We start from the raw sequence: 12,399 nt of genomic DNA, 5'->3' as shown, positions 1-12,399 counted from the left end.
GCGCGGCGCACCTTGTCAATCGGGCGCCATCGCCGTCGCCTTGATCATCGCATGCACGGCCTGTCCAGGCTGCAGGCCCAGCCGCTTTGCCGACCGTTCGGTCAGCGCCGCCCAGAACGTCGCGGACCCGGTCCGCAGGCCGACCGAAACACCGCCCTGCCCGTCGGATGTGATCCGGGTGATCGTCGCAGGCAGGACATTCAGCGCACTGACGTCCGGCGGCGGCGACAGGGCCAGAATGACGTCATGGGCCGGAACCCGCAGGCGCACCGGAGCACCGACCATGCCGATCAGCCCCGGCAGCAGGATTTCGCCGCCGTCGAACACGGCGCGGGTCAGGTTGTCGCCGGTGTCATGCCCGGTCACGGTGCATGTCAGCAGCCCGCCCCGATCATGACGCGCCAGCAGCGCACCGCTGTCCGGGTCGCTCAGCACGTCGGCCAGCGGTCCGGCCTGCGTCACGCGACCGTCTTTCAGCAGGACCAGCGTGTTGGCCAGGCGCACTACCTCGGACATCTGATGGCTGACATAGACCACCGGAACACCAGAATGATCGCGCAGGCGGACGATATAAGGCAGGATTTCGGCCTTGCGCGGCCCGTCGAGTGCTGCCAGCGGTTCATCCATCAGCACCAGATCGGGGTCGCGCATCAGCGCGCGCCCCAGCGCGACGCGCTGTCGTTCGCCCCCCGACAGCGTCGCGGGCCTGCGCTGCAAAAGCGGCGAGAGGCCAAGCAGGTCGATCAGACGGTCCCTGTCGTGGGTGCCGCCATAGCTCAGGTTGCGTGCGACGTTCAGATGCGGGAACAGCCGCGCATCCTGAAAGACATAGCCGATCCTGCGCCGGTGCGGCGGCAGCCAGATGCCGCACGCGCTGTCGTACCAGACCGTGTCGTCCAGCGCGATCCGGCCCTGTTCGGGCCGCCACAACCCGGCAAGTGCGTTCACGACGGTCGTCTTACCCGCACCCGACGGCCCGAACAGGGCGGTCACCCCGTCCGGCGCATCGAATGCCACATCCAGCGCCGTTGCGCCGATCCGCCCGCTGATCTGCACCGACAACATCAGCGCTGCACCTTCCGGGCCAGCCATTCGGACAGCACCAGCGCACCCATGGCCAGCGCCGCCGCGATCAGCACGAGCGAGACCACCGCCGGTTCCTCGCCCGGGACCTGCAGCAGGGCGTAGATGGCGGAGGGGATCGTCTGCGTCTCGCCGGGGATCGCCGCGACGAAGGTGATCGTCGCGCCAAATTCGCCCAGCGCCTTGGCAAAGCCCAGCACTGCCCCGGCGATCACGCCGGGCAGGATCAGCGGCAGCGTGACCGTGCGGAAAATCCGCCAACGCGATGCACCAAGCGTCGCCGCCGCGTCTTCAAGCCCGGTATCGACCGCCTCGAACGCCAACCGGATCGCGCGCACCATCAGCGGCAGAGCCATGACAGCCGCAGCGAGCGCCGCACCGGTCCAGCGAAAGGCCAGCGTGATGCCGAAAAGATCGTGGATCACGGCACCCAGCACCCCCTGCCGCCCGAACAGTACGAGCAGCAGATACCCCGTCACGACCGGCGGCATCACCAGCGGCAGATGCACCAATCCGTTCAGCAGGTGCCAGCCGGGAAACCGCTTGCGCGCCAGCACATAGGCCAGCGCCACGGCAACGGGCAGCGTCAGCACCGTCGCCCAACCGGCGACCTTCAGCGACAGGAACACCACGGTCCAAAGCTCGGGCGACCACGTCATGGATCGGCAGGGTCCGGCGCAGCAGTGAAACCGGCAGCCCGCAGCTGTGCCTGCGCATTTGGCGACTGCAAATGCGTCACGAACCGGGTTGCATCGGGATGACCGCTGATCGCGGTCACCGCCGCCTGATAGCTTATGGGCGTGTGGCTCTCTGGCGGGATGCGGGCGACAATCGCGAGGTCCGGAACGACAAGCGCGTCACTGGCATAGACCAGCGCCAGGGGCACCTCGCCGCGTTCCACCAACGCCAGCGCCGCGCGGACGTTATCGACCTCGACCACACTCGCCGCCACCGTATCCCATAGGCTCATTCCCACCAGCGCCTCTCTGCCGTAGATGCCTGCCGGGACCGACCGGGTGAACCCCATCGCCAACTTCCCGTCGCCCAGCGCAGCTTGCATCGCATCCGGTGTCAACGGGATCGCGCCACGACCGCGCGGCGCGATCAGGACGAGCGTGTTTCCCGCAACAGACACCACCGTTTCGGGCAGAACCGCGTCCTGCGCCAGCAGATGATCCATCCAAGCCACATTCGCCAGTAGTACGACATCCGCCGGTGCGCCCTGCGACACCTGACGGGCGAGTGCGCCGCTGCCGCCGTAGGAAATGCGCACGTCGCCGAAATCGGTCGCGATCTCGTCCAGCGGACCCTTTAGGCTCGCCGCGGCAAAGATCGTCAGCGGGGCGGACAGCACCGGTTGGGCAAGGCACAAGGCCAATCCGACAAGGGCAAAAAGGGTTTTCATCCCGCCGGTTATCCGCGCTCCGCCGCGGGGTGACAAGCCCGCATCAGTGCCAGACGTCCATCCGTGCCTGCAATGTCCGCACCCTTTCGCGCACGGCCTCGCCGATCTGTCCGTGACGGGGCGTATCGCGCAGTGTCGTCAGCCAGTGGGCGGGTGGCACCTTGATGCGGCGCTGCCCGTCCCATCGCAGACCCTGCAACACCCTCATAGCCGCGCCCGGCAGCCGATCGGGTATCTCCCGCCCCGACAGCGTGGCCCAGACGCCTGTCCAGCAGCGCCCGACCGACCACGGGTTATACCCGCCGCCGCCCAGCACCAGATAGCGCGGTGCAAGCGGCATCAGCCCCGCCGCAACCGCCCAGTGGGTGTTGTTCGACATCGCAAGCCCCGACTGCGGATCCTCCAGCAGCGCGTCGGCCCCGCATTGCAGGACGATGGCATCGGGCGCGAAACGCTGCACCAGTGGCAGGATCAGCTCCTCGCGCACCAGCGTCATGTCATCGTCGTGGCTGCGGCGTGGCAGCGGGATGTTCCAGACCTGCCCCGCGCCCCGGTCGGTCAGCGCACCGGTGCGGGGCCAGCGGTTTTCCTCGTGCACGGAAATCAGCAGCGTGTCGGGATCGTCGGCAAAGGCGTATTCCACCCCGTCGGCATGATGCGCGTCGATATCCACATAGGCCACGCGCGCGGCCCCGTTGCGGCGCAGCGACTGGATCGCCAGCACCGGATCGTTGAGATAGCAGAAGCCGTTGGCCCGGTCCGGCATCCCGTGATGCGTGCCACCTGCGGGTGTGTAGATTATGCCGCCACCGGCCAGCAGTTCCCCCGCCAGCATCGCCGCCCCGACGGATGTCGCAGGACGGCGATACATCTCTGGAAAAATCGGGTTGGACGGTGTGCCGAGGGCGTGACGGGCGCGCACCGCGTCGGTCACGGCCTGCGTCGCCTCTGCCGCCTGAAGTGCCGCGATATAGCGCGGAGTGTGAAAGCCGGTGAGCGCGGCAGGCTTGGCGCAGGGCGAGGTCAAATATTGCGCAGCGGGCAGCCAGCCCATCGCGCGCGACAGATCGAGAACGGTCGAGACACGCGGCACCCGTAGCGGATGCGTCGGCCCATAGCTGGACGTGCGGTAGATTTCGGCACCGATCAGCCGGGGCCGCGCACTTGTCTGCGCCGTGGCATCGTGTGACGATGGGAAAACACTGGTCATTTCGCGCAGAGAACAGCCCCAATTCATGCCCAAGATCAAGCAAAAGGTCCGGCCCCTGCACCTGCGCGGCGCAGCGAAGACGGATGTGCGCACCCAGTTTGCGGCGCTGTGCTACCGGATCAAGCGCAAGGAGTTGCAGATTTGCTTGGTCACCAGCCGCGGCACCGGGCGCTGGATCCTGCCCAAGGGCTGGCCGATGCACAAGCAGACGCCGGCCAGTGCGGCCGCCACCGAAGCCTGGGAAGAGGCCGGGCTGACCGGCAAGGCCGGCAACACCTGCCTCGGGGTCTACAGCTACCGCAAACCTGTCCGAAAGCGCCCGCTGCCGATCTTGGTGCTGGTCTATCCGGTAAAGGTGCGCAACGTGCACAGCGACTGGCCGGAAAAGGACCAGCGCCGGCGCAAGTGGTTCACCCCGGCCAAGGCAGCGACGAAACTGGCCGAACCGGACCTGCGGCTGATCGTGCAGAATTTCGATCCCGCGCTGCTGCCACGCGCCTGACCCGCTTGCACAAACGGCGCCGCCGCCTATCTTGAAACGCAGAGCAGGCCCCGGAAAGCACACCCATGATCCGCTATCAGTTGACATGCGATCGCAACCACCCCTTCGAGAGCTGGTTTCAGTCGGCGGATGCGTTCGACCGGCTGCAATCGGCAGGGCAACTCGAATGCACGACCTGCGGCTCGACCCGGATCAGCAAATCGCTGATGGCACCGACCGTGCAGGCGAAGCCCGACCGCACGCCCGCGACCCTTGATTCCACGCGCGAAACAGCCCTTGCCAAAATGCGCGCCCACGTCGAGGCGAACGCCGAGGACGTCGGCCCCCGGTTCGCCCAAGAGGCACGTGCGATCAACGACGGCATCACCCCGGAACGGGCGATCTATGGTCAGGCCAACGGGCAGGAGGCGCGCGCGCTGTTGCAGGACGGCATCCCTGTTCTGCCGCTGCCTTTCGTGCCACGCAAAAAGGCCCACTGAAGCAGCGCACCCTGCGCATTATCTTGCCAGAAATACTCCCGCGCGGCGCGCTCCCGCACTCACCACAGGCAAAGACGCCAGCGATGATCCACGCAAAACGTGTCGTGCGCCCGATCAGGGCGCTCCTTTCGGTCAAACCTGCATTGCCCTGCGCCGCGCTCCTGCGTAAGAGAGCGCGGAGAATTCAAACCGCAGGCCAGCAATCCGGGACCTGACATGCCAACACTCGTGATGAAATTCGGCGGCACCTCCGTCGCCAACCTCGACCGGATCGCCCGCGCGGCAAAGCGCATCGCGGTCGAGGTCTCCAAGGGCTATGACGTGATCGTCATCGTCTCGGCCATGTCGGGCAAGACCAACGAGATGGTGGATTGGGTCAGCAGCACCTCGCCGCTTTATGACGCGCGCGAATATGACGCGGTCGTCAGTTCGGGCGAGAACGTGACCGCAGGCCTGATGGCGCTGCGCCTGCAGGAGATGGATATTCCCGCGCGCAGCTGGCAGGGCTGGCAAGTGCCGGTCAAGACGACATCCGCCCATGCCTCTGCCCGGATCGAGGAAATCCCGACCGAAAACATCAACGCGAAATTTGTGGGTGGCATGAAGGTCGCCGTGGTGGCCGGTTTTCAGGGTGTGAGTGACGAGGGCCGGATCACCACGCTGGGGCGCGGCGGGTCCGACACCACTGCAGTGGCCTTTGCCGCGGCTTTCGGCGCGGAGCGTTGCGATATCTACACGGATGTGGACGGGGTCTATACCACAGACCCACGCATTACCAACAAGGCGCGCAAACTGGACAAGATCGCGTTCGAGGAAATGCTGGAACTGGCCTCGCTCGGGGCCAAGGTGCTGCAGACCCGCTCGGTCGAACTGGCGATGCGCTACAAGGTGCGCCTGCGGGTGCTGTCATCATTCGAGGAACCGTCGGACACGGCTGGCACGCTGGTCTGCGACGAGGAGGAAATCATGGAACAGAATGCCGTGGCCGGTGTGGCCTATTCCCGAGACGAGGCGAAAATGACCCTCATTTCCGTGGCCGACCGCCCCGGCATCGCCGCCGCGATCTTCGGTCCGCTGGCGGACGCGGGCGTGAACGTCGACATGATCGTGCAGAACATCTCCGAGGAAGGCCGGACCGACATGACCTTCTCTTGCCCCACCGATCAGGTCCTGCGCGCGGGCAAGGCGATGGCCGAGGCGATGGAAAAGGGTGACATCAACTATCATGATCTCGTCACCGACGAAGGCGTGTGCAAGGTGTCGGTCGTCGGCATCGGGATGCGGTCCCACGCCGGTGTCGCCGCCCGGATGTTCAAGGCGCTCAAGGACGAGGGCATCAACATCAAGGTCATCACGACCTCGGAAATCAAGATTTCCGTGCTGATCGACCGCAAATATCTCGAACTGGCTGTGCAGGCCCTGCATGATGCGTTCGGGCTGGAAAAGGTGGCCTAGCGCCTCTCAGCCCATTCGCCGAACCCCTTCGAGCAGATCGTCCTGCAACGCATCGCCATGCAGGACCGAAATATCGCCGGTCGTTTCCAGAACCACGGCGCGGACATCTTCCAGACGCAGCACGTTTGCCTCGCGCAATTTGGCGATCACGTCGTCCCGCGCGACCCGTGTCGCGGTCAATGCGTCTTCGACGATGATGCCGTTCTCCATCAATAGCACCGGATCGTTCTGGACAGTCCGTTCGAACCGCTCCGATGACTTGCGCAGCCGCGCCACTGCATATTGCACGCCCAGCAAAGCCACCGTGGCGAGTACGGCCTGAAAAAACCCCGCCCAGCCGGTCGCCTGACCTGCACCCGCCAGTAGCGAGCCGGTCGCGACGGTGACGACGAAGTCGAAGGCCGTCATCTTGGAGAAGGTCCGCAGACCGATCACGCGGACCAGCAGCACCACCCAGGCTACGGCGAGCGACGACAGGATCAGCCCGCGCAGAACGACATCGAGAAATTCGTGGGAGACAAACATTTCGGAACGATCCTCTCAGGTTAGGTGCCGCGCTGCAGGCGGTTGCCGCGCATGATGAACAGACGCGAGAGGGTCACGACCTGCGCCATCGCGATCAGGCCGAGGCCGCGTTCGTAGATGCCGTCGATACCGGTCGGCAGGAAAAAGAAGATCGGCGCGGCAAGGATCCACAGCCCGCCGATGATCCGCATCACATGGCCATAGTGCGCACCTGCGCGAGCAGCGCCGGGCGCGAGGCAAAACGGGATCACGGCCATCAGCAGACCCAAGGCATAGACCAGATAGATGTGTATGACCGCGCCGTCCTGATCGGCGTCGCCATATTCGTTGCGCGCGCCGACCAGAAAAACCACCAGCGCCAGCAGGGCAAGGCTGACGAGGCCGATGCTCCAGCCGATGCCGCCCAGATGCACATGGGCGCAAAGCAGGGCCGTCGCGATCAGGGAAGCGGAAAAAGTATAAAGGCCGATATCGACAATATACTCGTATTTGCCCGCGCCCAGATCGCTGATCGTATCCGCGATCCAGTCGTGTTCGGGGACGACGAAATCCGCGATCAGGATCGACGCGGCGAAAAGGACGCAGCCGATCACAGCATACCAGCCAAGCCAGATCATCAGTGTCGGCCGTTCCCGTCCCGCGGATGCGATCGCATTATCCGTCATATCTGTCCCCACCAGTTACGGGACAACGCGCGATGGCTGTGTATCGTTGCGCGCTGCCGGACAGGACCGTCACATAAGGCGACCAGCGACATGCTTGAACTTGGCCGTTCAACTCTGCCGAATGCTCCGCTATGAAGACGCCAAGGGGGCCAGTGATGCCACATCGCACGGAAACAGGAAGTCGCAAGCTGCTGGGCAAGCTGCGCGCGGCGTTGGCGGATGACGGGGCCGGTCAGGCCCGGCTCGACCGTGTCGTGCAGATCATCGCGGAGTCCATGCAGACGGAGGTCTGCTCGATCTACCTGTTCCGTGACGCCGAGACGCTTGAGCTTTGCGCCACCGAAGGATTGCAGGCCGAGGCCGTACACAAGACCCGGATGCGGCTGGGCGAGGGCCTTGTCGGCCGTACCGCGCGGTCCCGCCGAGTGATCAACACCGCCGACGCGCCCGCCGCGCGCGGCTTCCGCTACATGCCGGAGACCGGCGAGGAACGCTATTCGTCGTTCTGCGGTGTGCCGATCCAGCGGTTGGGCGACATTCTGGGCGTTCTTGTCGTGCAGTCCAAGGCCGCACGCCAGTATTCCGCCGACGAGGTCTATGCGCTCGAAGTCGTGGCGATGGTGCTGGCGGAAATGACCGAACTAGGTGCCTTCGTGGGCGAAGGTGCGGCCCTCGCAGCACCACACCAGCGCCCGTCGCTTTTTCGCGGCTCCATCGCGCAGGAAGGCGCGGCAGAAGGCACCGTCTATCTGCACGAGGCGCGGGTCGTCGTCACCAACCCGATCTCGGACGATCCCGAAAGCGAGTTGGTGCGTCTGCGCGAAGCGATGGATACCCTGCGCACCACGGTGCAGGACATGCTCAACGATACCAGCGGCATGGACCATGAACAGACCCAGATTCTGGACACCTACCGCGAATTCGCCAACTCGCGCAGCTGGCTGCGCCGGATGGAGGCGGATGTCACAACTGGCCTGTCGGCAGAGGCCGCTGTCGAGAAAGAGCAGTCGCTGGCGCGCGCGCGGCTGAACCGGTCCGGCAATGCCTATATGCGCGAGCGGATCAACGATCTGGACGATCTGTCGAATCGGTTGCTGCGCATCCTGACCGGTCAGGGTGCCGACGCGGGCGAATTGCCCGAAAACCCGATCCTTGTTGCGCGCAACATCGGCCCGGGCGAGTTGCTGGAATACGGCAAGGCGCTGAAAGGGATCGTGCTGGAGGAAGGCTCCGTCGGATCGCATGCCACCATCGTCGCCCGCGCCTGGGCGATCCCACTGGTAATCAACGCCAAGGGCGTGTCGGTCGAGGCGCTGAACGGCGACACGATCCTTGTCGACGGCGACCAAGGGATCGTCCACCTGCGGCCCGAAGAATCCGTGCAGGGCGCATTCCGCGAAAAGATCGCGATGCAGGCGGCGGCGCAGGAACGCTATGCCTCGATCCGCGATCTGCCCGCGACGACGACCTGCGGCACGACGATCAACCTCACAATGAACGCAGGGCTGATGGCCGACCTGCCGTCGCTCGAAGGGTCCGGGGCGGAGGGCGTCGGCCTGTTCCGCACCGAATTGCAGTTTCTGATCCGCAACAAGATGCCCCGGCGCGGAGAACTGTCGCAGCTGTATCAGCGCGTCATGAAGGCTGCGAAGGGCAAGCGGGTGGCGTTCCGCACGCTCGATATCGGGTCGGACAAGGTCCTGCCCTACATGAAGCCCAATGACGAGCCGAACCCCGCGATGGGCTGGCGTGCGATCCGCGTCGGGCTGGACAAGCCCGGCGTGCTGCGGATGCAGTTGCAGGCGCTGATGCGGGCCGCCGACGGCGGGCCGCTGACGGTGATGTTTCCCTTCATCACCCAGCTGGACGAATTCCGGCAGGCCCGGGCACAGGTCGACAAGGCGCTGATCCGCGAGCGGATATTGGGCCACCCCCTGCCCGCCACGCTGGAGGTCGGCGCGATGCTGGAAACACCGTCGCTCGCCTTCGCGCCCGATGCGTTTTTCGACGAGGTCGATTTCGTCTCGATCGGAGGCAACGACCTCAAGCAGTTCTTCTTTGCCGCAGACCGGGAAAACGAGCGGGTCCGCAAACGCTACGACACTCTGTCGTTCAGCTTTCTCGATTTTCTGTCCACGGTCGTGCGCCGGTGCGATGCCGCAGGCACACCGCTGTCGTTCTGTGGCGAGGATGCGGGCCGCCCGGTCGAAGCCCTCTGCTTTGCCGCATTGGGGTTCCGGCACCTGTCGATGCGACCTGCCTCTGTCGGGCCGGTCAAACACGTACTACGCAGGGTCGATCTGGGCGAGGTCCGCAAGATCATGGAACAGTCGCGGGACAACGGCGACATTTCGACACGCCGCGCCGTCGCGGACTGGCTGGCCTATCAGGTCTGAGGGAGCGTGCCGTCATGCCCGACATGATCACCGACCCGGACGCCTATTTCGCCAAGGGCTGCGGCCGTTGCGACCGCTTCGACACCGCCGATTGCAGCGCAAAGGTCTGGGCCAAGGGTCTGGCCGCACTGCGCGAATTGTGTCTTTCCGCCGGGCTGACCGAGACGGCAAAATGGGGCCATCCCTGCTATGTGCTTGGGGATCGCAACATCGCGATCTTCGGTGCGTTCCGCGATGATTTCCGGCTGACGTTCTTTCACGCCAGCCTGCTGGACGATCGCGACAAGGTTCTGACGAAGGCCGGTCCGAATACCCAGACCGCAGGGGTGTTGCGTCTTGCCGATGCAGATGACGTGGCACGGCTGAAACCGCAGATCACCGATCTTCTGGCGCAGGCCATCGACCACGCAAAGGCAGGACGGCTTCCGGAAAAGAAGCAGGCGGAATTCGATCTGCCGGACGAACTGACAGACGCACTGGACGCTGACCCGGAACTGTCCGAGGCCTTCGACGCACTGACACCCGGGCGGCAGCGCAGCTATGTCATAGCGTTGTCGTCGGCCAAGAAATCAGAAACACGCGTCGCGCGTATCGCAAAGTTTCGCGACAAGATCATCGCCGGCAAGGGCGCACAGGAATACTAGGCGCGGTTGACCGGCAGCTTGCGGGCGGCCAGCTCGCGGTGGAATTCATCCAGCACCGCCGCGTCGCCATGGATGCGCGCGATCCGGCGCAGGCCGAAATGCACATGCGCCATGCTGACATAGTAATCGACGAAAGCGAAATTGGTGCCCGCACCGGCGGCGGCCCCCAGCAGCGGCACCGCCTGGCTGGCCAGTTTTTGCGACAGCACCGCACCGAAACGCGGCGCGATCTTGGCAATCAGCTTGTGCAGGGCCGCGCCCGACAGGCTCAACCTTGCGCCGATGAAAGACGTGTCGACGCCATTGTCGGCGCTACCCGGTCCACCGGCACCAAAGACCGCGAGACATTCCATCCGGGTTTCTTCGCTCAGCGGGTCCTCGCCGTATTCTGCGGCCACACCCTGCACGGCGCGAAAGATCACCGTTGTCGCCACGGGCAATTCCGCAAGTGCCGTGGGCAAACCGCCAAGGCCGCCCAACGCACCGGAAATCGCACCAAGAACCTTGTGCATCGCATCGGTGCGCGCCAAGCCCGACAGCCGCCCGGCCCGTGACCGTTCGGCGGCGTTGTAGCTGTAGGTCAACGCGGAGCGCGCGGCAGAGTCGATCTGCCCGCGCACGCCCTTGGGCAGCAGTTTCATGCCATCCTCGACCTGCCCACCGACGAAATTGATCGCCGTCATCAGCACGCCGTTGGCTTTCAGCTGGCGCGCGGCAAGCCCCGCGATGGCGCTGCGTGCGTCATCGGTCAGCGGCGGCGGCGCATCCTCCGGGTTCACGACCTTCAGTTTGTCCGAATCAATCGTCATGTCACTAAAATGGGGTCATTGCGGGGAATTGCAATCAGGTGCACGTGTGACCTGCCCCCTGACATGGTCCCAGGCGTTGTCTTTCAACGGCAGCCCCAGCACGCGGTCGGGGTTCGTCGGGGGTGGCATTTCAACCCTGTCCAACCTGTCGAAACCGAAACGCCGGTAGTACGGCAGATCGCCCACCAGCAGCATCCGCGACCAGCCCGCATAGTAGGCGGTATCAATCGCCATATGCATGAGCAATGCGGCGATCCCCTCGCCCTGCCGAGTCGGGTGCACGGCCACCGGGCCAAGCAGCACCGCCACGTCGCGCCCGACCTTCACCGGCCAGTTGCGGATCGCCCCCGCCAGCGTGCCATCGGGGTCGCGCGCGGTGAAACACAGTGACGCTATGGGGGGAACGTCGTCGCGCAGACGGTAAGAAGACAGCGCCGTGCGACCGGGCGCAAAGCACAGATCGAACAGCGCCTCGACCTCCCACCAGTCGGCGGCGACTTCCTGCGCCAGCGCGATCTTGATCTGCTGTCTCATGTCTTTGCTCTGGCCTTGCCTCGGCGCACAGGCTAACCGCAGGTGACGGAAACGAAAAGGGACACCTCATGTTCTACGCCCCCGAAGACGGCCACGGGCTACCGCACAACCCATTCAAGGCCATCGTCTCGCCCCGGCCCATCGGCTGGATCGGCACGCGCGGCAGCGACGGACGCGACAACCTGGCCCCCTATTCCTTTTTCAACGCAATCGCCAACGACCCGCCGCAGATCATGTTCGCCTCTAACGGATCGAAGCCCGACCGCGGCGACACCAAGGATTCGGTCGGCAATATCCGCGATACCGGCGTTTTCACGGTCAGCATCGTGGGCCACGACCTGCGCGACCGGATGAACATCAGTTCCGGTCCGGAGCCCCGCGAAACGGATGAATTCGACCTGTCCGGCCTGCCAAAGGCAGAGGCCCGGCGGATTGATTGCCCGTTTGTTGCGGATGCACCTGCGGCACTTGAATGCAGGATGACCCGGATCGTCGATCTGGTGGGCGACACAAACATCATGGTGCTGGCAGAGGTCGTGGGCGTGCACATCGCGGACGATTGCCTGAAAGACGGCCACCTCGACGTCACGGTCTATCGGCCGGTCGCGCGCATGGGTTACCTCGACTACACCACCGTCGACGCGGTTTACCAGTTGAAGCGGCCGGGCCAGAACTGACGTGATCCGGCCGCC

Annotated in this window: 14 protein-coding genes; 6 read left to right on the top strand and 8 right to left on the bottom strand. The window is 64.9% G+C overall.

All coding sequences use genetic code 11. The features are described 5' to 3' along the window. Positions 1 to 15: 15 nt before the first annotated feature. Genes modC through AC04PH_RS05800 form a run of 4 tightly spaced genes read right to left on the bottom strand, consistent with a single transcriptional unit; the run spans position 16 to position 3,698 of the window. The gene (gene modC, locus AC04PH_RS05815) at positions 16 to 1,092 is read right to left on the bottom strand and encodes a molybdenum ABC transporter ATP-binding protein (protein WP_483064798.1); all 1,077 of its coding nucleotides are present in this window, start codon (positions 1,090 to 1,092) and stop codon (positions 16 to 18) included. Then, positions 1,065 to 1,742, bottom strand: a complete 678-nt coding sequence (gene modB / locus AC04PH_RS05810; protein ID WP_483064797.1) for a molybdate ABC transporter permease subunit — start codon at positions 1,740 to 1,742, stop codon at positions 1,065 to 1,067. The genes modC and modB overlap by 28 nt, the downstream gene beginning before the upstream one ends. After that, positions 1,739 to 2,488 (bottom strand): molybdate ABC transporter substrate-binding protein, encoded by a 750-nt coding sequence (modA, locus tag AC04PH_RS05805; protein ID WP_483064796.1) that lies wholly within the window; start codon positions 2,486 to 2,488, stop codon positions 1,739 to 1,741. Before modA ends, modB begins: the two co-directional genes overlap by 4 nt. 43 nt (positions 2,489 to 2,531) lie before the next feature. Then, the gene (locus tag AC04PH_RS05800; protein WP_483064795.1) at positions 2,532 to 3,698 is read right to left on the bottom strand and encodes an acetoin utilization protein AcuC; all 1,167 of its coding nucleotides are present in this window, start codon (positions 3,696 to 3,698) and stop codon (positions 2,532 to 2,534) included. 25 nt (positions 3,699 to 3,723) lie between these two features. On the opposite strand from AC04PH_RS05800, the gene AC04PH_RS05795 reads away from it, so the two are divergent. From AC04PH_RS05795 to AC04PH_RS05785, 3 genes are all read left to right on the top strand, one after another. After that, the gene (locus AC04PH_RS05795) at positions 3,724 to 4,200 is read left to right on the top strand and encodes an NUDIX hydrolase (RefSeq protein WP_483064794.1); all 477 of its coding nucleotides are present in this window, start codon (positions 3,724 to 3,726) and stop codon (positions 4,198 to 4,200) included. 65 nt (positions 4,201 to 4,265) lie between these two features. Then, positions 4,266 to 4,679, top strand: coding sequence for a DUF1178 family protein (locus AC04PH_RS05790; protein ID WP_483064793.1), 414 nt, complete (start codon positions 4,266 to 4,268; stop codon positions 4,677 to 4,679). Positions 4,680 to 4,895: 216 nt separating this feature from the next. Further along, positions 4,896 to 6,134, top strand: coding sequence for an aspartate kinase (locus tag AC04PH_RS05785; protein ID WP_483064792.1), 1,239 nt, complete (start codon positions 4,896 to 4,898; stop codon positions 6,132 to 6,134). Between the two features lie 6 nt (positions 6,135 to 6,140). On the opposite strand, the gene AC04PH_RS05780 is transcribed toward AC04PH_RS05785, so the two are convergent. Both AC04PH_RS05780 and AC04PH_RS05775 read right to left on the bottom strand, forming a co-directional pair. Further along, a complete protein-coding gene (locus AC04PH_RS05780) occupies positions 6,141 to 6,659 on the bottom strand; it encodes a DUF421 domain-containing protein (protein ID WP_483064791.1) in 519 nt (172 codons plus the stop codon). A 20-nt stretch (positions 6,660 to 6,679) separates the two neighbouring features. Continuing rightward, positions 6,680 to 7,324: a DUF998 domain-containing protein gene (locus AC04PH_RS05775; RefSeq protein ID WP_483064790.1), complete on the bottom strand. Its 645-nt coding sequence runs from the start codon at positions 7,322 to 7,324 to the stop codon at positions 6,680 to 6,682. A gap of 155 nt (positions 7,325 to 7,479) precedes the next feature. On the opposite strand from AC04PH_RS05775, the gene ptsP reads away from it, so the two are divergent. Continuing rightward, entirely contained in the window at positions 7,480 to 9,720 is a 2,241-nt protein-coding gene (ptsP, locus tag AC04PH_RS05770) for a phosphoenolpyruvate--protein phosphotransferase (RefSeq protein WP_483064789.1), read from the top strand. A gap of 14 nt (positions 9,721 to 9,734) precedes the next feature. Then, positions 9,735 to 10,364, top strand: coding sequence for a YdeI/OmpD-associated family protein (locus tag AC04PH_RS05765; protein ID WP_483064788.1), 630 nt, complete (start codon positions 9,735 to 9,737; stop codon positions 10,362 to 10,364). Here AC04PH_RS05765 and AC04PH_RS05760 read toward each other — a convergent pair. Next, positions 10,361 to 11,173, bottom strand: coding sequence for an EcsC family protein (locus tag AC04PH_RS05760; protein ID WP_483064787.1), 813 nt, complete (start codon positions 11,171 to 11,173; stop codon positions 10,361 to 10,363). The genes AC04PH_RS05765 and AC04PH_RS05760 overlap by 4 nt on opposite strands. A gap of 15 nt (positions 11,174 to 11,188) precedes the next feature. After that, the gene (locus AC04PH_RS05755; RefSeq protein WP_483064786.1) at positions 11,189 to 11,707 is read right to left on the bottom strand and encodes a GNAT family N-acetyltransferase; all 519 of its coding nucleotides are present in this window, start codon (positions 11,705 to 11,707) and stop codon (positions 11,189 to 11,191) included. 68 nt (positions 11,708 to 11,775) lie between these two features. Between AC04PH_RS05755 and AC04PH_RS05750 the strand changes: the two genes are divergently transcribed. Next, positions 11,776 to 12,384, top strand: a complete 609-nt coding sequence (locus tag AC04PH_RS05750) for a flavin reductase family protein (protein ID WP_483064785.1) — start codon at positions 11,776 to 11,778, stop codon at positions 12,382 to 12,384. Positions 12,385 to 12,399: the final 15 nt, after the last annotated feature.

This window comes from Yoonia sp. KMU-150 (assembly GCF_056858355.1).
The sequence above is the reverse complement of the archived record's forward strand: the minus strand, read 5'-3'. Positions and strand labels throughout refer to the sequence as shown.

Coding starts and splice junctions, on each gene's coding strand:
- ptsP (WP_483064789.1), top strand. CDS start 7,480: ATGCCACATCGCACGGAAACAGGAAGTCGCAAGCTGCTGGGCAAGCTG.
- AC04PH_RS05780 (WP_483064791.1), bottom strand. CDS start 6,659: ATGTTTGTCTCCCACGAATTTCTCGATGTCGTTCTGCGCGGGCTGATC.
- AC04PH_RS05785 (WP_483064792.1), top strand. CDS start 4,896: ATGCCAACACTCGTGATGAAATTCGGCGGCACCTCCGTCGCCAACCTC.
- AC04PH_RS05800 (WP_483064795.1), bottom strand. CDS start 3,698: ATGACCAGTGTTTTCCCATCGTCACACGATGCCACGGCGCAGACAAGT.
- AC04PH_RS05755 (WP_483064786.1), bottom strand. CDS start 11,707: ATGAGACAGCAGATCAAGATCGCGCTGGCGCAGGAAGTCGCCGCCGAC.
- AC04PH_RS05790 (WP_483064793.1), top strand. CDS start 4,266: ATGATCCGCTATCAGTTGACATGCGATCGCAACCACCCCTTCGAGAGC.
- AC04PH_RS05750 (WP_483064785.1), top strand. CDS start 11,776: ATGTTCTACGCCCCCGAAGACGGCCACGGGCTACCGCACAACCCATTC.
- modC (WP_483064798.1), bottom strand. CDS start 1,092: ATGGCTGGCCCGGAAGGTGCAGCGCTGATGTTGTCGGTGCAGATCAGC.
- AC04PH_RS05765 (WP_483064788.1), top strand. CDS start 9,735: ATGCCCGACATGATCACCGACCCGGACGCCTATTTCGCCAAGGGCTGC.
- AC04PH_RS05775 (WP_483064790.1), bottom strand. CDS start 7,324: ATGACGGATAATGCGATCGCATCCGCGGGACGGGAACGGCCGACACTG.
- AC04PH_RS05795 (WP_483064794.1), top strand. CDS start 3,724: ATGCCCAAGATCAAGCAAAAGGTCCGGCCCCTGCACCTGCGCGGCGCA.
- AC04PH_RS05760 (WP_483064787.1), bottom strand. CDS start 11,173: ATGACGATTGATTCGGACAAACTGAAGGTCGTGAACCCGGAGGATGCG.
- modB (WP_483064797.1), bottom strand. CDS start 1,742: ATGACGTGGTCGCCCGAGCTTTGGACCGTGGTGTTCCTGTCGCTGAAG.
- modA (WP_483064796.1), bottom strand. CDS start 2,488: ATGAAAACCCTTTTTGCCCTTGTCGGATTGGCCTTGTGCCTTGCCCAA.